Here is a 22,669-nt window from a genome sequence, read left to right as displayed (position 1 = left end):
CTGGAGCGTGCCTTTTGCGCTGCGCGTCATGTTGCGCACGTTGAGCGCTTCGATCGCGATGACGCCTGTGCAGGCGACGATCTTGCCCGCCAGCGTATACAGCGTCTGCCGGCGACGATTCGCTTCCCGTTCCTTGGCGCGCGCTAAGCGCAGTACCGCGCTTTTGCGGGCGGGATCGTGCCGATTCAGAGGGCGGCCGCGTGCATCGCGCTGCGTGACTGCCTCGAGCGCGCGTTGATGATGGGCGATGCGCTGCCGATTGCGCTCGGCGTGCGCGGGATTATCGTGTAGTCGGCCTTCGCTGGTTGCCGCCAGTACGCGAATGCCGCGGTCGACACCGACGATCCGCCGCAGATCGACCGGCCCTTGCACCTGGGCTCGTTCGCATTCGAAACAGGCGTACCAGCGGCCGTTACGTTCCAGGATCCATGCCCGCCCGAACGGTGGGACCGATCGGCCTTTACGCAGCCTCACGCGGCCGATGCCGGGAATCGTCACCGAGCGTTGCGCCACATCGAACGTGAGCGCGCGATTGCCGTGTGGAAATGTCAGCTGCTTCCAGCGGGCCGCCGGCTTGAAGCGCGGAAAGCCGGGGGTCTTGCCTCGCTCGATGCGTCGGAAGAACGCCTGCATCGCCAGGTCGAGGCGATGCAGTACGGCGTCTTCGCATTCCCGGTAGACTGCCGCAAGGCGGCCGTCAAGACGGTCAATCGGCTTACGCAGTGCCGTGATTTCCGCGTACTGCATCCTGGCAGAAATCTTCACCTTACGCAGACGGTATGCGTCGCGACGCTCTTGGAGCAGCGCGTTGTACAGTTCCCGCGTGACGTTCAGCGCAAAGCGAAGGCGCTCCGCCTGACGGAACGTGGGATAAAGCCGCACGCGTTCGATGCGTTTCACGCTTCCTCGAGTCTAGCGACTATCAATGCCATACGCCTGGCAATCACCTCGTTGCAGGTTCGGCCTGCTCGTGCCTTCACGGCTACGCCTTGCCACCACAACTCACTGAGCTCGTGCAGGCGGTTACACGCCGTCCTGGCGCTCCATCGGATCGGATCCGGAGAACGCACGGAAGGTCTGGAACGCGGACGGAACGGCGACGGAATCACGCGGCAGTTGCTCGAAAATAACGAACATATCGCGAGCATCCCAGCAAAACGTTCCACGAGACGCTCAGTGATTTCTCAGTAATTATACAGGAGCTTCTGCAGTGCCCGAGCCCGAAGCCGTAGGCTCAATTTTCCTTCACTGCGGGTGGCGTACGGCGGGAACATGGATATGGTCGCTGTTCCGGTCGCGAGCCGACGTGATGGCCTTCTACGAGCCGCTCAACGAAGCGCTCGCGGCAATAACGCTTCGCGACGTTCAGATGATGCGCCCGGGCGCCACCGACTCCGGACATCCCGACCCGGATCGTCCCTACTACGAGGAATTCGCCGCGCTGATTCCAACGCGGGGGCGCGGCGTCCCCAGGTATCCGGCCGGTATTTCCTACGATCGGTTTCTCGCCGGACCGCAGACCGATCTCCCCGGCCTTGCGAGCTATCTCGACTCGCTCGTGCGGCTCGCGCACGCGAACGGAAAGACGGCGGTGATGAAGCATTGCCGCACGATCGGACGAGTCGCGTGGATGCGCAAGCACTTTCCGAACGTGCGTCACATTGCGGTCGTCCGCTCTCCATGGGGCCAGTGGCTCTCGGGATGGCGTATCTACAAAGCTTCCGGTAACGCGTACTTCGTTGCCAAGCCCTTAGAGATACTCGCGCGGAATCACGATCATCCGCTCGCCGCTTGTGCGTTGAAGGCGCTACGCCTCTCGCCCGAACTCTTGAACGGCGCCGTGAAAACGCTGACGCGAACGGGATTGAGACGCGGCATTCCGGCGGCGACCTCACCCGGCGTGCTCTACCGTGCCTTCCTCGCTTTTTGGGTTAGCACGAGCTATCGTACGCTCTCGAACGTTGAAGACGTCATCGATTCGGATCGGCTGGGCAGCTCGCGAGCCTATCGTCGCGAAACCGAAGGGATGATTCAGTTGCGCAGCGGAATGGCGATCGACCTCAGCGATGCGCATACGCTTCCCGCGGTCGGGTCCGTTGCGGGAATATCGGGGTCCGATATCGAGCGTTGGCACGCCGAAGCGTTCTCGGCGCTCTCGGACTTTGCCAAGATCGATCGGACCGTTTCGGAGGCGCATCATGCTGCCGCTTCCGCATCGATCTGCGCGAAACTGGTCGAAACCCCGGATATGCCCATCGGTCGGAGCGCCGCCGTCTCACGGCGGACCGATTCCGCCAAACCCGCCTCGATCCGCTCCTGGTTCTGTATTGCTGCGGCGGTCATCGCCGCCGCCACTGCCGATCCTTTGGTCGAAGGCGCGTCGAACGCCGGTTGGTTCGGGCCCGGCTCGTACACCGACCATTCGTATCTCGCCGTCGCACCCACGCTCGCGTTGGGAGCGCTGCTCGTCGTCCTCTATTTGGTGCTGCGCGTGCGCCGCGATCTCTCGCAGGCCTCCAACGATGCGCTGCACACGAACCTGCGCCGCCTGCTCGTGCCGATCTTCGCAATGCAACTCGCTCTGCTGGCCACGATGGAGACGCTCGAACAAATCGCGGTTGACGGCCACTCCCTCGGCAGCACGATTTGGTTGGGTGGCCCCATCTGGTTCAGCTTGAGCGTTCACGCGGCCGTCTGTGTCGCGGTCACGTTCGCGCTGGCGAAGGTACTGCACGTTTGGGCGTGCACCACCGTCCGTATCATCCGGCAGATGCGCGCGTAACCCGATCGGACGCGACGCGCGAGCATGTATCGGCTCCGCGTACATCGAACACCGATCGATGGGCAAGACTGCCGCTTTCGGGCTCGCCGTATTTATGACGGGTGCTTTCGTGTTGACCGCAGGTGCGGTCGAACCGAGCCTCGCGAATTCTTCTACCGCCGTACGCTTGCGATCGCTCGCGGCAAAACACGACGTGCGCGCCATCGAGGCGATGCGCAGCGAGGTCGCTGCCGCGAACTGGCCCGCGCTCTCCGGGCTTTACCATGTCGAGCTTTTTCTCGCCGGCAAGAAGAACGACGACGAAGATTTCATCCGGAACTATCCGTGGCGGCAGATCCAGGAAATCTGCGTTGCCTTCACCGATACCGGGCCCGTCCGCGCCCTCGAAACGCTCGTGAAGCGGCGCGGCGACGTTCCCTCGATCCGGCTGCTCTTTCTCAGTCATAACCACAGCGACGGTTTCGTGGCCGAAACGCTTTCCGGCGCGCTGCGAGTTGCCGCCGCTCGCTTTCCGGGCGCGACGCTCGCCGCATTGCGCGCTCTGCCGCCGGACGAGCAGCCTGCGGCGACCTCGTGCTACAGCTTGAGCGACATCCGAACGCCCGAGATGTTCTCGCTCCCGCCCCGCGACGCCGCGGACGCACGGCTTTTGCGCGCTATCCGGGCAGCGATCCCCGGTCACTGCTGAGCACGGCGAGCGTCGGCTGCACGAGTGCCGCATACGCATCGGCGCTTTGCTGCGCCCACGTCTCCGAGCGGCCTAATTCACGAGCCAACAATCCTGCCACCAGCGGCGCCGCCGCCGCACTGGCGGCGGTATCGACGAAAAACGCCCGCGTCCGCCGCGCGAGCACATCGTCGACGGTCCGAGCCAGTTCGTGACGCGCCGCGAACACGACCTCGGCGCGTGTGTACGGAAGTGCGTCGTGAATCGGCTGCCCCAGCGTCGGCTCTTGCGCGATCAGCGCGCGGATCACGGTTCGATCGCTGCCGTAGAGCGCGAACGGATCGGGCAGACCGGCGGCTGCGCCGCTGCCGTCGCTGCCGTGCAGCGGCAGATTCAGCGTCCGCGACGGCGCCGCAGCCAACCCGCCGACCTCGCGCGCCGCGTCGATCGTATCCTGCGCCATCTTGCGGTAGGTCGTCCACTTCCCGCCGGCGATCGTAACCAGGCCCGACGCGGAGGTCTCGACCACGTGTTCGCGCGAGAGCTTTGCCGTCGTCGTCGCCGCGCGGTTGACGAGCGGTCGCAATCCGCAGTAGGCCGCCGTCACGTCGGAGCGCGCCAACGGGCGTTCGAGGTACCGTGATGTGTGCGCGAGCATGTACTCGATCTCGTCCACTCGGGGAACCGGGTCGAGCGAGGGTTGCGGCTCGGCGATGTCGGTCGTGCCGATGAGCACCCGGCCATGCCACGGGATCACGAAGAGCACGCGCCCGTCATCGGTCCGCGGAATCAGCAGCGCGTCGTCGCCGGGAAAAATCTTGCCGGGAAGCACGATGTGCGACCCGCGGCTGAGCGAGAGCAGCGGACGCGCCGCCGCATCGTCGGCTCGCCGCAGCTCGTCGGTGAAGATTCCGGTCGCGTTCACCACCACGCGCGCCCGCACGCTCGCCTCGCCGCCGCTCTCTTCATCGCGAACACGCACGCCGCGCAGACGCGCGCCGTTGCGCTCGAAGCCGACGACGCGCGCGTAGTTGACGACCACCGCGCCGCGATCGATCGCCGTGCGCGCCAGCGCAATCGAAAGCCGCGCGTCGTCGAACTGCCCATCGTGATACCGCACCGAGCCGCGCAACCCGCGTGCGCACAGCGCCGGCGCGCGTTCGAGCGTCCCTCGCGCGGTCAAGAACCGGCTGCGTCCAAAATTCGACCTGCCCGCCAGCACGTCGTACGCGGTGAGCCCGGTGAAATAATACGGCGCTTCATACCAGCGATACGCGGGCGTGATGAATCCCAGATCGCTGACCAGATGCGGCGCGTTCCTTCGCAGGGCGCTGCGTTCGTGCAGCGCCTCGCGCACGAGGCCGATGTCGCCTTCGGCCAAGTATCGCACGCCGCCGTGAACCAGTTTAGTCGATCGGCTCGACGTCGCTTTGGCGAAGTCGACCGCTTCCACCAACGCCGTCTTGTATCCGCGCGAAACCGCATCGACCGCAGCACCGAGCCCGCTGGCTCCGCCGCCCACGACCACGACGTCGAACGCGTCGTCGAGGGCGGCAAAATCACGCACGCGCTTGCGTCACCGCATGCCGCCAACCTGCGAGCAGCGTTTCGCGCCGGTCGTCGGCCAGTGCGGTACGGAAACGGTGCTCTTCCTGCCATTGTTTCGAGACCTCTTCCGCGTCGCGCCAGAATCCGACGTGCAACCCGGCGCAATACGCCGCGCCGAGCGCCGTCGTCTCGGTGACGCGCGGACGCACGACGTCCACGCCCAAGACGTCGGACTGGAACTGCATCAACAGGTTATCGACGACGGCTCCGCCGTCCACGCGCAACTCGGCGAGCTTCACCTTCGAGTCGGTCTCCATCGCCTTGACCACATCGTAACTTTGGTAGGCGATGGATTCGAGCGCGGCACGCGCCAAATGTTCCTTCGTGCTCCCGCGCGTGAGGCCGACGATCGTTCCGCGCGCGTACGGGTCCCAATACGGCGCGCCCAATCCCACGAAGGCCGGCACGAAGAACACGCCGCCCGTGTCCTCTACGCGCGAGGCGAGTTGCTCGACTTCCGCCGACGTCGAGATGATGCCCAGCCCGTCGCGCAGCCACTGCACCGCCGAACCGGTCACGAAGATCGACCCCTCGAGCGCGTAGAGCGCTTTGCCGCGCTGCGACGAAAACGCGACCGTCGAGATCAAACCTGATGTACTACGCACGATGTCGCTTCCCGTGTTGAGCATCAGGAAACAACCCGTGCCGTACGTGTTCTTGGCCAAGCCCTTCTCAAAGCCGGCCTGTCCGATCAGCGCGGCCTGTTGATCGCCGGCAACGCCGGCGATTCGAATCGAGCCGCCGAAGAGGCGCGGCAAAACCGCACCGAAATCGGCCACGCACGGACGCGCTTCGGGCAGCAGCGACCGCGGAACGTTGAAGATTTTCAGCAGTTCGTCGTCCCAATCCAAGGTGCGCAGATTGAACAGCAGCGTGCGCGAGGCGTTGGTGTAATCGGTCGCGTGAACCGCGCCGCCGGTCAGATTGTAGATCAACCAGCTATCGACGGTGCCGAACGCGATCTCGCCGCGTTCCGCGCGCGCCCGCAATCCTTCGACGTTGTCGAGCATCCACGCCACCTTCGTGCCGGAGAAATACGGATCGAGCAGCAGCCCGGTCTTCTCCGACACCACCTCGCCGTATCCCGCGGCCTTGAGCTTCTCGCAGATCGGTGCAGTGCGGCGATCTTGCCAAACGATCGAGCGGTAAACCGGGCGGCCGGTCTTGCGATCCCACAGGGTGGTCGTTTCGCGCTGGTTGGTGATGCCGACGGCGACGAGTTCGCTCGCCGCGACGCCCGCATTCTTCAGCGCGCCTTGCGCGGTTTCGAGTTGGGAGCGCCAGATGTCATCGGGATCGTGTTCTACCCAACCCGGCTGCGGGAAGTGCTGCGGAAACTCGCGCTGATCGACACCGCGAATCGCGCCCTGGTGATCGAAGACGATCGCGCGGGAGCTGGTCGTTCCCTGATCGAGTGCGAGGATATACGTCATACACGTTACCGCAGTGTCACCCTGAGCGTAAGCGCCCCTCGACTAACGCTCGGGATAAACTCCGCGCCGAAGTCGGAGGGCGCATGTCATCACGCAGCTCGAGTTCGTCTGTTTGACCTGGATCTCCCATTCGAATGGTCAGAGCAGGGTGCGCGAGCACTTGATTGAAGCACACTACCATGGGAAAGACCGTTCTTCTCTGGTTTGGCCTTATCGCATTGGGCGTCTTCGTATTCGCGATCGCACCGCGCACGCCGACGCTGGCTGCGACCGATAGCGGCGCGCAGTCGATCTATCTGGCAAACTGTTCGGGCTGCCATGGCGCCGCCGGCGAGGGCGCGGTGAACATCGCGCCGCCGCTGGCGAAGAATCCCTATGTAACCGGCAATCCGAAGGACGTCATCCAAACGATGCTGACCGGCATGGTCGGCCCGGTGAAGGAACGCGGCGCGACGTGGAACGGTTCGATGCCGCCCTGGCAAGGCACACTCTCGAACGCGCAGCTCGCCTCAGTGATCAGCTACATCCGCACGTCGTGGGGCAACCGCGCGAAATCCGTCAGCGCGAGCCAAGTCGCTGCGCAAGCCGCCGCCGCGTCACCGCAAGCTGCGCATCCGAGCACCGCCGCGCCGGCCGCGAACCCCCGCGCGGAAGTCGTCTACATCGCCAACTGTTCGGGCTGCCACGGGGTCGCCGGCCAAGGCGCGATCAACATCGCGCCGCCGCTCGCGCACAACGCTTCGGTCACCGGCAATCCGAACGCGGTCATCCGCATCGTGCTCGACGGCCGGCTCGGCGCGCTCAAAGAGCACGGCGTCACCTGGAACGGCGCGATGCCGCCCTGGAAGGGCACGCTCTCGAACGCGCAGCTCGCCGCGGTGATCACCTATATCCGCACGTCGTGGGGCAACAAAGCCTCGCCTGTCAGCCAAGGGCAGGTCGCCGCGAGCAAATAGCTACTGCCCAACCTGCACGCCGCGCTGGACGCTCACGATCCGATCCCCGAGCGTCGCTTGCGCGTTGAAGGTCCAGTAGACCGGCTTTGCCAGCACCATGCTCGCGTCATACGTTCCGTCGCCCGCGTCGGTTGCATCGAGCGTCGCGGAAACGCCGCCCATGCCGGTCTTCGCGACCAGATGTCCGCCGGGAACCGATTCGTAACTCGGGAAGATCTGCACCTTTGCCCCGGTCACCGGTGCGCCGGTCGCATCGCGCAGCGTCACGACGAACTTCTCGGTGCCGACCTGCGGCGGTGTAGGATCAAAGGTTAGGTCGATGCTGTACGGCGCCTGCGCCGCCGTGCTCGCAACCGGCTTCTTTGCTCCGCTGCAGCCCGCCAGAGGGGCAGCGAGAATAAGGGCCAAAAGACCCACGACGAGTCGTTGCACCGTCAGTGCACCGCCGCGACTTGCGCTTCGGTGACGGCCGGCGCCTTGTTGCCCCACGACGTACGGACGTACGTGAGGACCGCGGCGATGTCCGCGGCCGAGAGCTGCGACTTGAATCCCGGCATCAGCCCTTTGCCGTTGAGCGTTTCCGCAATGATCGCGGACGGATCTTTCGCGGTCACGCTCTTGTTGCCGGCGAGCGCCGGAAACGGGCCGCCGCCTTTGCCGTCGGCTTTATGACAGCTCGAACACTTTGCCGCGTAGGTCGCCGCGCCGTCGGACGCTGCACTCGCTGCAAGCGGCGTTACTGCCGGACGAATGAATGCGAATACGCCGACGACGAGCGCGCAAACGACCGCGTGTCGAATCGATCCTGCTGCTTTCATCTTGGTTCCTCCCGATGAATTGGGCTACACGGCCCGAACACGGCTCACCTCTACGACGAATCCGAGCGCACCGATCAGAAGCGCGGCGGTAATCGCGCCGACCGCCGGTAAAAGCGCCGTCGCGACCGCCAAGATCAGCGCGGCGAAGCCCGACAGTGCGCCGATCGCGTAGCATACGGCCGAAACCGGCGGAAGAGAAACATCGAGCGTACCGCCGCCTACCCAAACCGCGACGAGCAGCCCCAGCAATCCGACCACCGCAAATTCGAGCGGCGCGAGCGGCGGCGGATTGCCGAGCCACGACGTGACGCTGACCGCGCTCGCGAGCGGCAAGCCGCGGCTCGCGTAGTGAAACGCCGTTCCGGCCAGCCCGACGAGGACTGAGAGGCTGGCGGAAAACACGAACAACCCGATCGCGGCGCGCTTCGGCCATGCCAGCACGAGCAGCGCCGCGAACACCAGCAGTGCGCCGGAGAGGTCGGGAACGATTGCCCAGCGATCTTTCGCGATCGTGGAAAGTTGATGATAGTTCAACGTTTCGATGGCGAGCGCGCCCGCGAAGACCGCCGTGAACGCCACCAAAAATCGGCGCAGCGTCATACTTCACCTCGCGCCGCGGCAATAATCTCGGCAAGTGTTATCACGAGCAACAGCAGCGATGCGACGACGATCACACTCGAGCCCCAACCGAGCGTCGTCAGCGATTCGGAGAGCGCGGTGCCGATGACCACCAATGCGAACGCAATCCACGTCGGCCAACGCGTGCCCGTCCGAATGAACTCCTGATCGCGCTCGACGCCGTAGCCGGCAAGATAGCCGAGCACGCCTCCCATCGCGATCGCGAGCGGCCACTGCGGACCCGGCTCGCCGTGCATCAGCGCCGGGCTCGCGAGCGCCCCCAGATGATTCCAGGTCACGCCGTTCGCGGCAAGGTGCGGAAAGACGCCGACGATTCCGACGATCGCCGCGCCGATCATCGCGACTTGCAGAAAGCGGCTCATCACCGCCGACGGCCAGAGCTGCACGGCGATCAACGCCAGCAGCGAAACCGCCAGCCACACGACCGGAAGAATCGCCAGACTCATCCCCGCCGAAAGCAGCGGCATGTGGCTCACTTCGCTCTCGAGGAACAGGATCGCGAAGTAGAGCGTCGTCAGCATGAGCAGCTGACGACGCGCTACGCCGGTGAGCGTCATTTGATCGCGCTTACCTGGTCGGCCGTCACGGGAGCGGCGTGGTTACCCCAACTCCCGCGCACGTACGTCAAGATCGCCGCGATCTGCGCGTCGGAGAGACGGTCTGCGTAGGCGGGCATCTCGCCGATGCCTTTCTTGACCACGATGATCAGCGCGGTCGGGTCATCCGGAGTCACCATCGCATCGTTCACCAGGCTCGGGAACATCGGCGGGGTGCCCACGCCGTTGGATCGATGGCACGCTTGGCAATTCTGGGCGTACAGGGATGCGCCGGATGGCGGAGGCGCAGGCGAAGCTTGCGCTTGCGCAACGGCGGCCGACGAGCCGGCCTTCACGCGCTTGAACGGAAACGTCAGCGGCCCGGAGAGCGGCGGTTCGAACTGCAGCGCCCACTGGTACGTTCCAAGCCCGTGCGGCGCGCTGCTGTAGCCATCCATTAGGATGCCGAAACGACCGAACATCCACGGCAACATATCGGGGAAAGGCTGGAACGAGGTTCCAGTGCTCCAGTACTGCGTCGAAACTCCCAGCCCGTTGCTGATGAACTCATTGCGTACGGTGACGACCGCCGCGCCTTTGAAGACCGGCTCCATCAGCTCGACGGCGCCGTCCGTATAGTAGGGTCCCCCCGGTGCGATCATCCCGAAGGTCGTGGTCCCCGGGTTGCTGTCGTGGCCGCGCTGGAAGAAGAACATCACGCCGGGCGTACTTTTCCCGATCCACCCCGGATCGAGCTGGAAGTACGGCCCGTAGTTATAGTAGGCATCGGCGGGCGTGAATCTGAGCTTCGTGTAGTAGGTGCCCGCGCTGCCGAAGGCGCCGATTTCAAACGGCTGGCCCGGCGGGGCGTACGCCACCTTCCACTGCGGAAACGTCTTGTCGTCTCCCGGCGCGATCGCGAAATCCGAGGCGCCGCCGGCGATGGGGTTGTTGGTTCCTCCGCGCCAGGCGACTTCCAAGTCGATCGGGCCATCTTCGTAGTTGAAGCGGAAGGTCAAGCGCTTGTTGATCAGGTTGTAGCCATGGGTGCCGATAGTCAAATGCCGGAGTTCGAAGTAATTCTCGTAATCCGACGGGTTCGCGACAAACGCGGGCACGGGTCCCGGATAGTCCATGCCGGCTTGGAGGTGCCCTTTACCATGAAAGAGGTCGTTATACGCCGCCCACATCGTCTCCGGGCCGGTGCTCTGGTTCACCGCCACGTCGTTGGTCACCAGCGGGTTCTCGACGCGATAACTGAAATCGGATCCGGCACCCATGAGACCGACGAAGTAGAGGTAGAGGGTGCTGGTGAGAAAGTCTTTCGTATGGGGGTTCACGGCGCCCCGTTCGTTGCCCACGTTGTTGCCCGCGAACTGATACCAGAGGAAAGCGGGAAGCGTCTTCTTGAGCGCCGGTTGCGTGATCGGAGCGTAGAACGTTCGCTGCAAATACCGTCCGTACGAGTTGAGCTCGGGCACCATCGTGTGGCACATCGAGCACTTCACGCCCAGCGCCTGCGAGAAGATCGGATACGCCTGCGCCGGCTGCACGCCGCCGGGCGGCGCGAACCATAGCAATCCGCCGAAGATCACGGCGGCGGCGGCAACTGCCGCCAAACTCGAACGTAGCTTCATGACACGGTCACCCCATTCGCAGGCGTTTCCTAAATGGTCGGTTAGAGCGTCCCTCGCCGTCTGTGCGATTCCACACGCTCGTAGAGCGAGTCGAACTGCTCCCGTAGCGTGCCGTAGCATTCACAGGCGGCATTTTCGAGCGCCCGCCGGTCGACGACCGTAACGCGGCCGCGCCCATAATCGATCAGCCCGGCGCGCTGCAATCCGCGCGCCGCAATCGACACGCTCGCCCGCTGGACGCCCAGCATCATCGCCAGAAACTCGTGGGTCAGAGGAAAGCTGTCGCCGAGAGCGTTGTCGTGAGCGATCAACAGCCACCGGCAGAAGCGCTGCTCGATCGCGTGCAGGCAATTGCAGGCGGCGGTTTGCATGAGGTGATTGAGCGCCACCGCAGCGTACCGCTGCATGAGTCGCGCGATCTCCGCGTTGGTTGCCATCTTCTGAAGAAGCGGGCTGCGTTCGATGCGCAGCGCCGTACCGGGAATCTGCACGATCGATTCGAGGATCGCGTGCTCGATGTGAAAGATACCGCTCGGATCGGCGACGCCCTCGATGCCGACCGCGCCGATCTCCACCGTACGTCCGTCGCGCATGATCTTGACCTGCGAGACCATGCCGCGCTCGATGAAATAGAGATGCTTGATCGGAGTGTTGACGCGGTTGAACACCTGCCCGCGATGCATGGCGACGCGTTCGAGGCAGGGGCGCAGTTCGGCCCGGGCGCGGGAAGAAAGTGACTCCAGCAGACGATTGGAAGGCAGATCCCATGTGTCATCCAGCGCCACCAAAGCCGCCGTCGGGTGTTCCATGGGGTTGATTGTACGGGGCGCGAGGGAAGGGGCTGCGAAGGTCCCGGGAAGACGCTACATGCGCCACCATTCGTGATACGCCGAATCGCCCGTCTTATCGTCCGAAAACCGCCGTTTGATCGCCAAAACGTCGTCGAGGCTTTGGTCGAATATCTGCACCAGCTCGGGATCGAACTGGCTGCCCCCGCCCTCCCGAATATTGGCCAGCGCGTCCTCGATCGGCCACGCGTCTTTGTACGGCCGCACCGAAGTGAGCGCGTCGAACACGTCGACCACGCTGCACAGCCGGCCGCTGAGCGGGATCTCGCTACCGCGCAAACCGCGCGGATATCCCCCGCCGTCGTAGCGTTCGTGGTGGGTAAGCGCGATTTCGGCGGCGGTTTGCAGCATCGGCGATTTGCTGTTCTTGAGGATCTCGTAACCGGCGGTCGTATGATGCTTCATGATCTCCATCTCATCCGCATCCAGCCGCGCCGGCTTGAGCAGAATCGCATCCGGCGTGGAGACCTTGCCGATGTCGTGCATCGGCGCCGCCAGCAAGAGCTGCCGGCAATCCTCGTCTCGAAGTCCGATCGTGCGTGCCAGCGCCGCGCACATATGCCCGACGCGAACCACGTGCATGCCGGTCACGTCGTCGCGAAATTCCGCCGTGCGCGTCAGACGCGCGATCGTCTCGATCTCGCGGTCGAGAATGACGGCGGTCGCGCGTTCGACCTCGGTGTGCAGCCATTCGGCGCGGTCGGCGAGCTTACGCCGGCTCGAGGCGACTTCGAGCATGTTGCGCATCCGCGCCGTAAACTCGAATTGATCGATCGGCTTGGTCAGAAAATCATTCGCGCCCGCGAGCAGCGCGGCACGGCGCACTTCCGGCTCGGCGTCGCTGGTGACCATGACGGCGAGCGTATGCTCCGCGCTGGGCATCTCTCGTAAGCGAACGATGAAGCCGACGCCGTCGAGTTGTGGCATATGGTAGTCGACCACGGCCACGTCGACCGGGTGTTCCTTGGTCCAGTCGAGCGCTTCGAGCGGGGAGGTAAACCCGGCGATCTCCACCCCGTCGATGCGCGCGAGCACGCTGCGGTAGACGGCGAGGTTGATGTCGGAATCATCAACGGTCAGAACGACCATGTACCACCCGGAGATGACGGCTCCATAGCACCGGGTACTTTACCGAGCGATTCTTGGATGCTCCTCCGATAATGGTCAGAAATTCCCATGCTCGCGTAAAGCTTTGGGTATGAGAGCGTATACCATGGCTACGAGGAAATGGTCCCAAAGCGTGACCGAGCACAGCAATGCGCTCGATCTCGAACCATCAATATTTTCTCAAAATGACCCGAAGGCGATCGCGCGGTCCCTCAAGCGATACCAGCGGCTAGTTTTCGGACTACCGGGATTTCTTGCCGGACTTGCGCGCCGGCACCTTGCCGCCTTCGCGCCTCGCCTCACTCAAGCCGATTGCGATCGCCTGCTTGCGGCTGGTGACCTTCTTGCCCGATCGGCCCGAGCGCAATTTGCCCGCCTTCATCTCCTCCATGCTGCGCTTGACCTTTTTCTGCGCCTTCGGGCCGTATTTCCGGGTCGACTTTTTCTTGCGGCTGCTGGTTTTCTTGCGCGTCGATTTCTTGCGTGTAGCCATATTTGCTGATACCTCGCTCACGTGTTCTCCAAACGCCACCGCCGTGGAACACTCGATTGGTCAGGGTATTCGTTCGCGAGCGAGGCGCAATGCGATAGCGTCGGGAAGCCCGACGATCGCTTCCCTCAACGCGCTGATTTCATCGGAGAGTGTTGCACCCCGCATGTGTTCGTGTACGAACAGGACGTCGAGCGCCGAACCGACGCCCTGTGCGAGCTGCGCGAGCGCCTCGACTTCGTCCGGTGTGTAAGCTTCGCCCCGGTAACGTTCGCCCAGGAGCAACAAGCCGAGGAGCCTGCCGTGCGCGAGCATCGGCACGGCCAGAGCGCCCGTGAGCGCCGTCTCACAGTGATGCGGATCGAGCGGTTCGTGCCGCGACTTCAGCGCGAGAATCGCGCCGTCGTTTTCGCTGACCCCCTCCGGAACGCTTTCGCCGAAGCTGCGTACCGGCGTGAACGATCCCTCGTCGTCGAGAAGAACCGAGGCACTCGTGGCATCGGTGTGATGCTTGATGCGCAAGATCGTCTGATCGAGTAACGCGCCGACGTCGGTAACGAACGTCGCTTCCTTTGCGAACTCGCGCAGCGCGCGCTCGTCGTCGCGACGTTTACGAAAGAGCAGACCCTCGATGATCCCGTCGATCGATTTGTGCAGGTAGTTCAGCGAGACGCCGAGGACCAGCGCGAGAGCGGCGTTGGCGATCAATCCGGTCAGGTGGCCGACGCCGACGAGCACGCTGCTGAGCAGCCACTCCAGCAGCGCGAAGGCAGCGACGACGATCAGCGAGAGCGTTCCAACGACGATCGTTCTGCTGAGCACGAACTCGAAGTCGAGCACGCGCCGCTTGAGCAGCGCGTACGTCGTAACGAGCGCTGCGAGCAGCCAAACCAAGTTGTAGAATCCCACCAACCCGGTGAAGAGCAGCCACGACGGCGCGAGCGCCAAGAGGCTGCGGGCGATGCCGACCACCGCGATCGCGCAGCTCAGCGGCAGCGTCAGCCACGCGACTCGCGGGCGTTCGGTGGTGGGCGAGGCGATGACCGCGGCGCCCGCGACGACTGCGACCGCGATGCACGCGATACCCAATACGGCGGTCCAGGCCGTTGCGTACGCACCGTGCGCCAACACCTCCGGCGCGAGATAGGGTAGCGGATCGAACCAAAGGGTCGACACGCCCAGCAAACCGATGAGGTTGCGCGCTCCTTCGAGCACGACGAGGAATCGTGCGGCCCATTCCAGCGGTGCGCGCCAGGGGTACCGGACTCCGAAGCCGGACGCCAGTTGCATCAGGAGCAGCAACGCCACCACCTCGACGGCCACCGCGAACACGTCGATACATGCCGCTAGAGCGGCGCTGGGAACAACCATGTTGCCGCCTTGCAACTGAAAGGCGACCGGCCAAAGAAGGACGATGACGAGGATGCGCCCTTCGCGCACCGACCAGCGCCGCAGCGTAATCGCCAGGGCGCAACCGATGAACCAGAGCATCGAAACGATCGGCGTGAGCCTTGCGAGCACCTTGGGAACGACGTCGCCCTCGAACATCGTGCTGCCGGTGACGTCCGCGACGATGCGCTGCGCGTCGCGGTGCGCGATGACTCTCGTCGGGCGCGTTGCCATCAACTGTGATACGAGCGCGACCCGAACGTTCAACGGTTGCTCGCGCAGATCGACGAGATCGCCGTTGCGTAGACCCGCGCGGAACGTGGCGCCGCCCGGAACGGTGCCGGTGATCGAGACGACGTACGGGCGAGCGGTCATCGCGACGTTGCTGTCCCACCAGCCGTACCACGGCCGGCCGCCGACGCCGAACTCATCGGCCGTATATGCGGCGACCACCACCAAGCTCAGCCCGCAAAGAACGAGCAGGAACCACTTCCAACGGGTGTTCCTCATATGGCCGTCCTTTTCGAGCCGCCGGCGCACGATTCCGGTCGTTTTGAGACGGTCGTTCCGTGTCATCGTGAGCGCAGTCGAAGGACCGTCGTAACGGTTTGCTTTCGTCGTCTTACGTTTTGTTGACTACCGTCTCAAGATGAGCGAGGTGAAGACGAAGATCGCGCGCTAACGTCGCCGGCATCGCTTTGCCGGGTTGCACCGCGACCTCCCTCGCGTTTTTCCACAATACGATCTTGGCGCTCAGCGGGAAGCTCTGAGCGACGCCGGTGGCCGGGTCGGCAACGTGCAGTACGGCGCGAACGCATGAGAATTTTGCGAGTCGAGAGAAATGTTGCGTCGCGCGGCCGTTGATAACCACATACTCATCGTAGGCGTAGATCCGCGTCCCCGCCGGAAATCCTCGCTCGAACTTCTTCATGCATGCAGAGCAATGATCACGCATCCCCGGCGGATGATTCGCGATCGTGCTAACCAGGCAGCTCGGTGCGGGCCCGGTTATCACCTTCGTCGCCCGTAGGCCGGGGGCGAGTACACGTTGAGCGTCACCGCCTCGTTGGAAACGCCGACGAAACGGTGCGCGACGCCCCTGGGCACGATCGCCGAATCGCCCTCGCCCATGCGGAATTTTTGATCGCCGATCTCGGCCTCGATCGTGCCCCGGATCACTACGATTACCTGCGAGCTCGACGCGTGCTCGTTACCGAGGGGGCCGCTCGCTTCCGCGCGCCGCAAGCGCATGACGGCGGTCTGCACGTCGCCCTGCGTGTCGAGCACGGTAAATGTGTCGTCATCCATCCTCTCATCCTACCCACCGCCGCGGTGGATGACCGCGGCCGCGCCGGTCGACCGCTCCTAGGATCGGACCGGCGAAGTAGATCCACAGGCCGCTCCACTCTCCGCTCGCCAGTGCCGGCCCGAAGGAGCGCGCCGAATTCATCGACGCCCCGCTCACCGGGCTCGAGAAGAGCCCGCACAACGCGACGGTGAAGCCGATTGCAATCGCTGCGTTCTTCCCAACCGTCGCCGGCTCTTCGACCGTGCTCAAGATCACGAAGATCAAGATGAACGTCAGGAGGGTCTCCATCACCAACGCCACCAGCCACGAAATGCCCGGCCCGGGTTGCGTGATGCCGAAGCGCACGTTGCTTCCGAAAAGCGCGAGAAGCAACAGTCCGGCAACGGCGGCGCCGGTGAATTGCGCGATCCAATAGGCAATCGCGTTGAGCCACGTTGATTCGCCGCGCAGGAGAAACGCCAGCGTTACGCCGGGATTGATGTGCGCTCCGGAAACGCCCTGCAGCGCGAAGATCAGCGCCGTGACCATCAGTCCGTCGGCAAAGTACCGCGCGACGTGGCCGATTTGGCCGTGCGTCATTCCGTCGACCGTGTTGGCGCCCGCTTCGACAAATACGAGCAGGAGCGTTCCGAGCAACTCGGCGGCCCACTTACGCCATTGCACAATGGCTGCGATACCCCGGGCAACCACGACCAAAACGCGCGACGGGAAAGCAGCCTGCCGCCTTTGTCATCCTGAGGTGCAAAGAGGGCGCACATCGAAAGACGTCGGTATGCCGGTTGGCGCCAACGTTCGCTGCACGAGCGCGCGCTTCGTTACGAGCGGTGCGATCATTCTCGCGGTAGCGATGGGCGTCGGCCGGTTCGCCTACACGCCGTTATTGCCGGTCATGGAGCGTGACGCCGGCCTCTCCGTCGCCATGGCCGGCGCCCTCGCGTCGGCAAATCTGTTCGGGTATCTCGTGGGCGCATCGCTGGCGATGCACCCCATCACCCATCGCAAACGCCTAGCGATCGTGCGCTGGAGCCTGGCGGGAATCGTGATCACGACCGCGCTGATGGCCGGGCCCGCGCCGTTATGGCTCTCACTGCGCTTTCTGACCGGAGTGGGCAGCGGTTTCGTGTTCGTCTTCGCGTCGAGCATCGTGCTCGAGCGCGCCGCGCGGGCGCGCGCGCCGTCGTGGCCGCCGCTCTTCTTCTGCGGAATCGGATTGGGGATCGCGTTCTCGGGCGTCGCCGTGCCCGCGCTGATCGCCCATGGCGGGTCGCGCACCGCCTGGATCGGCATGGCAGCCATTTCGGCGATCGTGCTGATGACGGCTTCCTGGTTCACCGACGACGCACCGGCAACGAGCATCGTCGAAGCCGGCGCCGATGCGGCTCTTCCACGGCATCGCACGATCTTCACGTGGTTGTTGGCGGTGTATACGGCTGAGGCGTTCGCGTACATCATTCCGGCCACGTTTCTCGTCGCCGTCATCGTTCGAATCCCCGCGCTTGCGCATTACGCCGCGCTCGCATGGGTTTTCGTCGGTTTAGCTGCCGCCTTCGCAACCTTCCCCTGGATCCACGCAGCAGAACGGTGGGGTAAGGCACGCGCGCTCGCGTTGGCCTTCGGCATCCAGGCCGCCGGAATTGCGGCGCCGGTCTTCTCGCGCAGCCCGTTCGCGGTCATCCTTGCGGCTATCGCGCTCGGCGGCACGTTCATCGCGATCACGCTGTTCGCGACGGGTCTCGGACGTGATATCTTTCCGGCTCAGACGAGCGCCGCGGTCAGCCGATTGACCGCGTTGTACAGCGTCGGTCAAATCGTCGGGCCGCTGGTCGCAACGCAGCTCGCGCTACGCTTGCACTCCTACGATCCCGCCCTGCTCGCCGCAGCCGCGGTCGCCGCCGGCGCCACCATCGTCACCCTGGCCACCATCCGTGACCCACATTATTCCGAGCGCGCTAACGTCTCCAAGAAGATTCGCAGCGACGTGAGCTGACGCGGTGACATGACGTCCGACCATCCGAAGTTCACCGCGCCTCGCCGCTCGAAGATCACTCCGGGCGGCATGACCGCATAGCCGTTACGGTCCTTTACCCGCAAAACGACGTCCACCTCGCCGGCAGTCGGGCTGAATGATCCCTTGGCGCCCCACTCGTTGCGCAACACTTCGAGAAATGCATCGCGCCGCGCGGATCGCTCGGTGTAACGCAAGATTTCACGACCGAGTAGGAGCGCCACGCTGACGCTGTCCGGCAGTCCGTCTCGCGCGTTGATTTGAAGACCGTGCTCGATCGCAATGATCGAACCAACCGGGCCTCTCCCCGAGCGCATCGGTCGAATCTCCAGCGTGACCCAGCGGCGCACGTCGCTCTCACCCACGTAGACCAGCCGGTTCACGCTCTTCCCGTCCTCGAGCGCCGGCCACGCGCTTTCGATCCGCTCGCGCTGCCGGGGATCAAGCAGCATCTGTTCGAGCAGCGGCCGTTCGTAATCCGCCGCGCGTTCGTTCATATGCTGCATCTCCAACTCCAACGGCCGTACCACGTCGTAAATGACGATCGGTTCCTCGGCTAAATCCAGCGCGGTTATGAGCTGCGCCGTTTGCATATGACCGTGCTTGCGCACGCTGATGTCTTTCCCGACGAAGAACCATGAGCTCGAACGTCCGCCTTCATTGCGAACGTGATGCCCGGAAAGCTCGATCCAGATATCCCGATCGGTTTCGAAATGACGCACTCTCAACTCATGCGAGATCCCCTCACGATGCTCCAGCCGTGCGATGATGTTCGGCAGAACGTTTTCGGGGTTGTGGGGGCTGAAGAAGTCTACCAGCGATCGACCGACTACGCGCTCGGGCTCGAGCCCCGCGAGCGCGGCAAAAGCCGGGTTGGCAAACGTGATTCTCGGACCTCCCTCCGAAGGCCGGGTTCCGTCCGCGGTCAGGATGAAGTCCGACGTTTCCGAGAGGATCGATTGAAAAAGCGCGAGCTGTTCCCCATGCCCGCGCCCTTTGCTGATGTCACGCAGCACCGCCACGTAGTGCGTGACGACGCCCTTGCTATATCGGAGCGGCGACCAGCGAATCTCCGTCCACGTCGCGCGGTCCTTACCGCCGAGCTCGATCTCGAACCGGACGGGATTCCCCGCTCGGATCTCGCGGAGCAGCTCATCGTAGCGCGCCCGGTTCTGCGGCTGCGCCCGAAGGAAGGGGTTCGAGGGGTCGAGCAGCTCTTCGCGGGTAAAGCCGCTAAACTGCTCGATCGTCTTATTCGCGTAGACGATGCGAATCGGAACGCCGGGATCACCGGTGAATTTCATGATCGCGATGCCGTCGTTAGCATGCTCGATCGCGAATTCCAGTAGTTCTGCAAACCGAACCGTGCCCCGGCGGGCGAGGGTTTGTGCAGTCATGCACCGCCATCGCGGACGGCTGCAGCGAATCGAGCGCAGGCGTCCAGAACGTGCCGCACCCCGCTTTCGACCGCGTGTGGATCCCCAGCCGCGCCGTTCTTCAGGGTTGACTCCAGCGATCGTGCCGCGGTCGTCAATTCGACCGCGCCGAGATTCCCGGCGGCTCCTTTGAGCTCGTGGGCCAGCTCCGCAAGTGCTGCGTGGTCGCGCTCGGCCTCGATCCGCCCGCACAACTTCGTGAGGTTCGGCACGACGCTGGTGAGAAAGGCATCGATCGCCGCGCGATCATCGCCGAAGATTTCGCTCAATTGCCCAAAGTCGATGACGTGGGCTGCGTTGGATCGGTCGGTCCAGCGTTCGAGCACCGTCCGCAGATCGTCGACTGCAACCGGCTTGCTCACGTAATCGTCCATACCGGCGGCAAAGCATGCGTCGCGGTCGCCGGTGAGCGCGTTCGCGGTCATCGCAACGATTGGAACGTGCAGTCCCGTTCGCCCCTCTCGCCGGCGGATCAAACGCGTCGCCTCGAAGCCGTCCATCACCGGCATCTGACAGTCCATGAGAATGAGATCGAATTGCTCGCGTTCCGCGCGCTCGTACGCGTCACGTCCGTTCACCGCGCACTCGGCGCGATATCCCAACTTTTCGAGCTGGTGGAGCGTGATGCGGCGATTGACCTCATTGTCTTCCACCAACAGGATGGTCGTGCCGTGCGCAGCGCCGGCGGTGCTGCCGGCCGGCACCGCCGCAGGCTGTTCGACCGCCTGCGACCCATATCGCGCTTGGACGATTGCGTCGTAGAGGTGCGACTGCCGAACCGGCTTGGTGAGGTAGGCGGAGAATCCCATCTGGATTGCTTCTTTTCCCCGATCGAAGGCATCGAACGCCGTAACCAGCACCAATTTCGTATCGCGCAGCAGCGGATCGCTCAGGACCCGTCGCCCCACCTCCAGCCCGTCGATCTGCGGCATCCGTAAGTCGAGCACCGCGAGATCGAAGCGATCCTTCCGCAGCGCTCCCGTGCGCAGCATGTCCAGGCCTTCCTCGCCGGTTGCCGCCGCCGAGACGCGCATGCCCCACGACGAAAGGTAGCGCGAGAGAATATCTCGCGACATGACGTCGTCGTCGACGACCAGCGCGCGCATATTGCGCAAATCCTCACGAATGGGCCGCACCGGCGCATCGCTCACCGCACGAAAATCGAGGTCGAACGAAAACGTCGATCCGTTCCCGGCCGAACTCTCGACCGCGATCTCCCCGCCCATCAGCTCCACCAGACGTTTGGTTATCGCGAGGCCGAGCCCGGTGCCGCCGAACTTGCGCGTGGTCGAGCCGTCGGCTTGCGTGAACGCCCCGAACAACTTCGGCAAGGTCTCCGGGTCGATCCCGATTCCCGTGTCGCGAACCGCGAACGCGACCCGAACGGCGTCGCCGGATCGCGAGACCAAATCCACCAGCAGCGCGACGCCGCCCCGCTCGGTGAATTTGATCGCGTTTCCGACGAGGTTCACCAGCACTTGGCGCAGGTGGGTGGAATCGCCGGTAACGCGTGCCGGAATCGTCGGCTCGACGTACGTCATCAGCGAGATCCCCTTCGCGTGGGCCTGCATGCCCAGCATGCTGCCGACGCCTTCCACTTGCGGAACCAGATCGAACTCGACGATATCGAGCTCTACCTTGCCGGCTTCGATCTTGGAGAAGTCGAGAATGTTGTTGATCACGGCCAGCAGCGAATGGGCCGAGTCGCGCGCCGTCAACGCGTATTCGAGTTGCTGCGGCGTGAGCTGCGTATCCAAAAGCAGCCCGGTCGCGCCGATCACGCCGTTCATCGGCGTGCGTATCTCGTGGCTCATCGTCGCCACGAACTCGCTCTTGAGCCGTGAGGCCTCGACCGCCTGGTTCAACGCCTCGCGCTCCGCGCGCTCCGCCTCTTTCACCTGCTGCGCGGCACCGTGAAGCGCGCGCGAGAGGTTGGCGATCTCGTCCTCGCCGGTTAGCGGCTCCGCCACCGTTCGCCGAAGCGCAAAATCATTGGCCTGGCGGCTCAACTGACGTAAGCGCCACACGATACGCCGCCCGAACGTCAGGCTCAGTGCCAGGGTGACCGCAATACCTGCGATCGCGCCGCCGAACAACACGAGCCCCCACTCAGACCAGGTCCGCTCGATCGCTTGCCGATCTCGTTCGCGATCGGCCAGCCCCGCGGCGAGAAAAGCGGCGAAGTCCTGCGCCAAATGGCTACCGCTCGACCCGGCTTTCGTGCTGTGCGTCGACTGCGCGGCCTGCGCTTCGTAAACCTCGCGCCGATTGCCGGCGTGCATCTTACGCATCAGCGCGCTGGCTTCGCCAGCTGCGGCGAGCACTTGGGTCTGGATGCTCGTCGCGCGTGCGAGTTGCGCCGGCGAATCCTTGACCGACGCACGCAGCTGCGCGGCATCGGACGAAACCGCCGCGATCTTCTGAAAATACGCCGCGTACGAAGCGGGGCTTCCGGTCGCGATGTAGCCTCGACCATCGGCCCCCGCATCGTTGAGATCGTTCTGCAGTTTGAGCGCGATCGCATCGGCCCGGTCCGCCTGTTGCGCGGCGTTGTACGCCGCCTCGGTCTGATGCTGCAATGATGCGACGATTGCGACGAACAGCAGCAGCACCACCAGCGGGATGAGGCTCAAACCAATGATGGAACGCGCGATCGAACCACGACCGAAACCCATAATAGCGACGCTCTTCTCCCGACCCGATGGAAAAAGTTGCCTACCACTAGTTTGTCGGCTTAATAATGTTTTGCCTTGGAAAGTAGGACAAAATACTCATCAAAGCATTGTAAAGATTGACTTGGGACGCCCCAGAAAAAGGCCGCTTGCTTGGATGCATTTGTTATCGCGAGCGCCAGTATCTTGTCATCCTGAGCCCGGCGCTATGCGGGGAGGTAGCATTCCCGCGCGGCAAAGCGTAGTAGCGGGACCGGAAAACCGGGTCGTCCCGCCCTCGTCGAGGCGATTCGAACCGGCGACGTCGAGAAGAGATCCAGGGCCATCGGCCGGTGGC

At 64.0% G+C, this 22,669-nt stretch carries 21 protein-coding genes; 4 read left to right on the top strand and 17 right to left on the bottom strand.

From position 1 onward, the window contains the following. The coding region (locus VMF11_14755; GenBank protein ID HTU71560.1) for a transposase at positions 1 to 900 on the bottom strand (900 nt) is incomplete at its 3' end. 409 nt (positions 901 to 1,309) lie between these two features. Here VMF11_14755 and VMF11_14750 point away from each other — a divergent pair. Continuing rightward, on the top strand, positions 1,310 to 2,782 hold the full coding sequence (locus VMF11_14750) for a hypothetical protein (protein HTU71559.1): 1,473 nt from the start codon (positions 1,310 to 1,312) through the stop codon (positions 2,780 to 2,782). A gap of 58 nt (positions 2,783 to 2,840) precedes the next feature. Then, positions 2,841 to 3,470, top strand: coding sequence for a hypothetical protein (locus VMF11_14745; GenBank protein ID HTU71558.1), 630 nt, complete (start codon positions 2,841 to 2,843; stop codon positions 3,468 to 3,470). Here VMF11_14745 and VMF11_14740 read toward each other — a convergent pair. Beyond that, positions 3,439 to 5,016, bottom strand: coding sequence for a glycerol-3-phosphate dehydrogenase/oxidase (locus tag VMF11_14740; protein ID HTU71557.1), 1,578 nt, complete (start codon positions 5,014 to 5,016; stop codon positions 3,439 to 3,441). The genes VMF11_14745 and VMF11_14740 overlap by 32 nt on opposite strands. Next, the gene (gene glpK, locus VMF11_14735; protein HTU71556.1) at positions 5,009 to 6,490 is read right to left on the bottom strand and encodes a glycerol kinase GlpK; all 1,482 of its coding nucleotides are present in this window, start codon (positions 6,488 to 6,490) and stop codon (positions 5,009 to 5,011) included. The genes VMF11_14740 and glpK overlap by 8 nt, the downstream gene beginning before the upstream one ends. 179 nt (positions 6,491 to 6,669) lie before the next feature. On the opposite strand from glpK, the gene VMF11_14730 reads away from it, so the two are divergent. Next, the gene (locus VMF11_14730; protein HTU71555.1) at positions 6,670 to 7,446 is read left to right on the top strand and encodes a c-type cytochrome; all 777 of its coding nucleotides are present in this window, start codon (positions 6,670 to 6,672) and stop codon (positions 7,444 to 7,446) included. On the opposite strand, the gene VMF11_14725 is transcribed toward VMF11_14730, so the two are convergent. The 12 genes from VMF11_14725 to VMF11_14670 form a co-directional block, all read right to left on the bottom strand. Beyond that, positions 7,447 to 7,878, bottom strand: coding sequence for a FixH family protein (locus VMF11_14725; GenBank protein HTU71554.1), 432 nt, complete (start codon positions 7,876 to 7,878; stop codon positions 7,447 to 7,449). Positions 7,879 to 7,880: 2 nt separating this feature from the next. Beyond that, positions 7,881 to 8,264: a cytochrome c gene (locus VMF11_14720; GenBank protein ID HTU71553.1), complete on the bottom strand. Its 384-nt coding sequence runs from the start codon at positions 8,262 to 8,264 to the stop codon at positions 7,881 to 7,883. A gap of 24 nt (positions 8,265 to 8,288) precedes the next feature. Continuing rightward, positions 8,289 to 8,864, bottom strand: a complete 576-nt coding sequence (locus tag VMF11_14715) for a hypothetical protein (protein HTU71552.1) — start codon at positions 8,862 to 8,864, stop codon at positions 8,289 to 8,291. After that, the gene (locus VMF11_14710; protein ID HTU71551.1) at positions 8,861 to 9,460 is read right to left on the bottom strand and encodes a hypothetical protein; all 600 of its coding nucleotides are present in this window, start codon (positions 9,458 to 9,460) and stop codon (positions 8,861 to 8,863) included. Before VMF11_14710 ends, VMF11_14715 begins: the two co-directional genes overlap by 4 nt. Then, positions 9,457 to 11,076, bottom strand: a complete 1,620-nt coding sequence (locus tag VMF11_14705) for a cytochrome c (protein HTU71550.1) — start codon at positions 11,074 to 11,076, stop codon at positions 9,457 to 9,459. The genes VMF11_14710 and VMF11_14705 overlap by 4 nt, the downstream gene beginning before the upstream one ends. 41 nt (positions 11,077 to 11,117) lie before the next feature. Then, a complete protein-coding gene (locus tag VMF11_14700; GenBank protein ID HTU71549.1) occupies positions 11,118 to 11,885 on the bottom strand; it encodes a Crp/Fnr family transcriptional regulator in 768 nt (255 codons plus the stop codon). 54 nt (positions 11,886 to 11,939) lie between these two features. Next, positions 11,940 to 13,013 (bottom strand): HD domain-containing phosphohydrolase, encoded by a 1,074-nt coding sequence (locus tag VMF11_14695; protein HTU71548.1) that lies wholly within the window; start codon positions 13,011 to 13,013, stop codon positions 11,940 to 11,942. Between the two features lie 259 nt (positions 13,014 to 13,272). Next, positions 13,273 to 13,524 carry a DUF6496 domain-containing protein gene (locus tag VMF11_14690; protein ID HTU71547.1) on the bottom strand — a complete coding sequence of 84 codons (252 nt, stop codon included), beginning with the start codon at positions 13,522 to 13,524 and terminating at the stop codon, positions 13,273 to 13,275. Positions 13,525 to 13,584: 60 nt separating this feature from the next. After that, on the bottom strand, positions 13,585 to 15,420 hold the full coding sequence (locus tag VMF11_14685) for a GAF domain-containing protein (protein HTU71546.1): 1,836 nt from the start codon (positions 15,418 to 15,420) through the stop codon (positions 13,585 to 13,587). A gap of 112 nt (positions 15,421 to 15,532) precedes the next feature. After that, a complete protein-coding gene (locus VMF11_14680) occupies positions 15,533 to 15,841 on the bottom strand; it encodes a hypothetical protein (GenBank protein ID HTU71545.1) in 309 nt (102 codons plus the stop codon). A gap of 80 nt (positions 15,842 to 15,921) precedes the next feature. Next, on the bottom strand, positions 15,922 to 16,218 hold the full coding sequence (locus tag VMF11_14675) for a cupin domain-containing protein (protein ID HTU71544.1): 297 nt from the start codon (positions 16,216 to 16,218) through the stop codon (positions 15,922 to 15,924). Between the two features lie 4 nt (positions 16,219 to 16,222). Then, a complete protein-coding gene (locus VMF11_14670; protein HTU71543.1) occupies positions 16,223 to 16,882 on the bottom strand; it encodes an aquaporin in 660 nt (219 codons plus the stop codon). Between the two features lie 109 nt (positions 16,883 to 16,991). Between VMF11_14670 and VMF11_14665 the strand changes: the two genes are divergently transcribed. After that, the gene (locus tag VMF11_14665; GenBank protein ID HTU71542.1) at positions 16,992 to 18,206 is read left to right on the top strand and encodes a YbfB/YjiJ family MFS transporter; all 1,215 of its coding nucleotides are present in this window, start codon (positions 16,992 to 16,994) and stop codon (positions 18,204 to 18,206) included. Here the strand turns inward: VMF11_14665 and VMF11_14660 are convergent. Continuing rightward, a complete protein-coding gene (locus VMF11_14660) occupies positions 18,155 to 19,621 on the bottom strand; it encodes a PAS domain-containing protein (GenBank protein ID HTU71541.1) in 1,467 nt (488 codons plus the stop codon). The genes VMF11_14665 and VMF11_14660 overlap by 52 nt on opposite strands. Beyond that, positions 19,618 to 22,335, bottom strand: a complete 2,718-nt coding sequence (locus tag VMF11_14655) for a response regulator (GenBank protein HTU71540.1) — start codon at positions 22,333 to 22,335, stop codon at positions 19,618 to 19,620. The genes VMF11_14660 and VMF11_14655 overlap by 4 nt, the downstream gene beginning before the upstream one ends. Between the last annotated feature and the right edge of the window lie 334 nt (positions 22,336 to 22,669).

The organism is Candidatus Baltobacteraceae bacterium (assembly GCA_035502855.1).
Lineage (GTDB): Bacteria > Vulcanimicrobiota > Vulcanimicrobiia > Vulcanimicrobiales > Vulcanimicrobiaceae > Aquilonibacter.
Note: the sequence above shows the minus strand (reverse complement) of the source record. Positions and strands in the feature narration are given on the sequence as shown.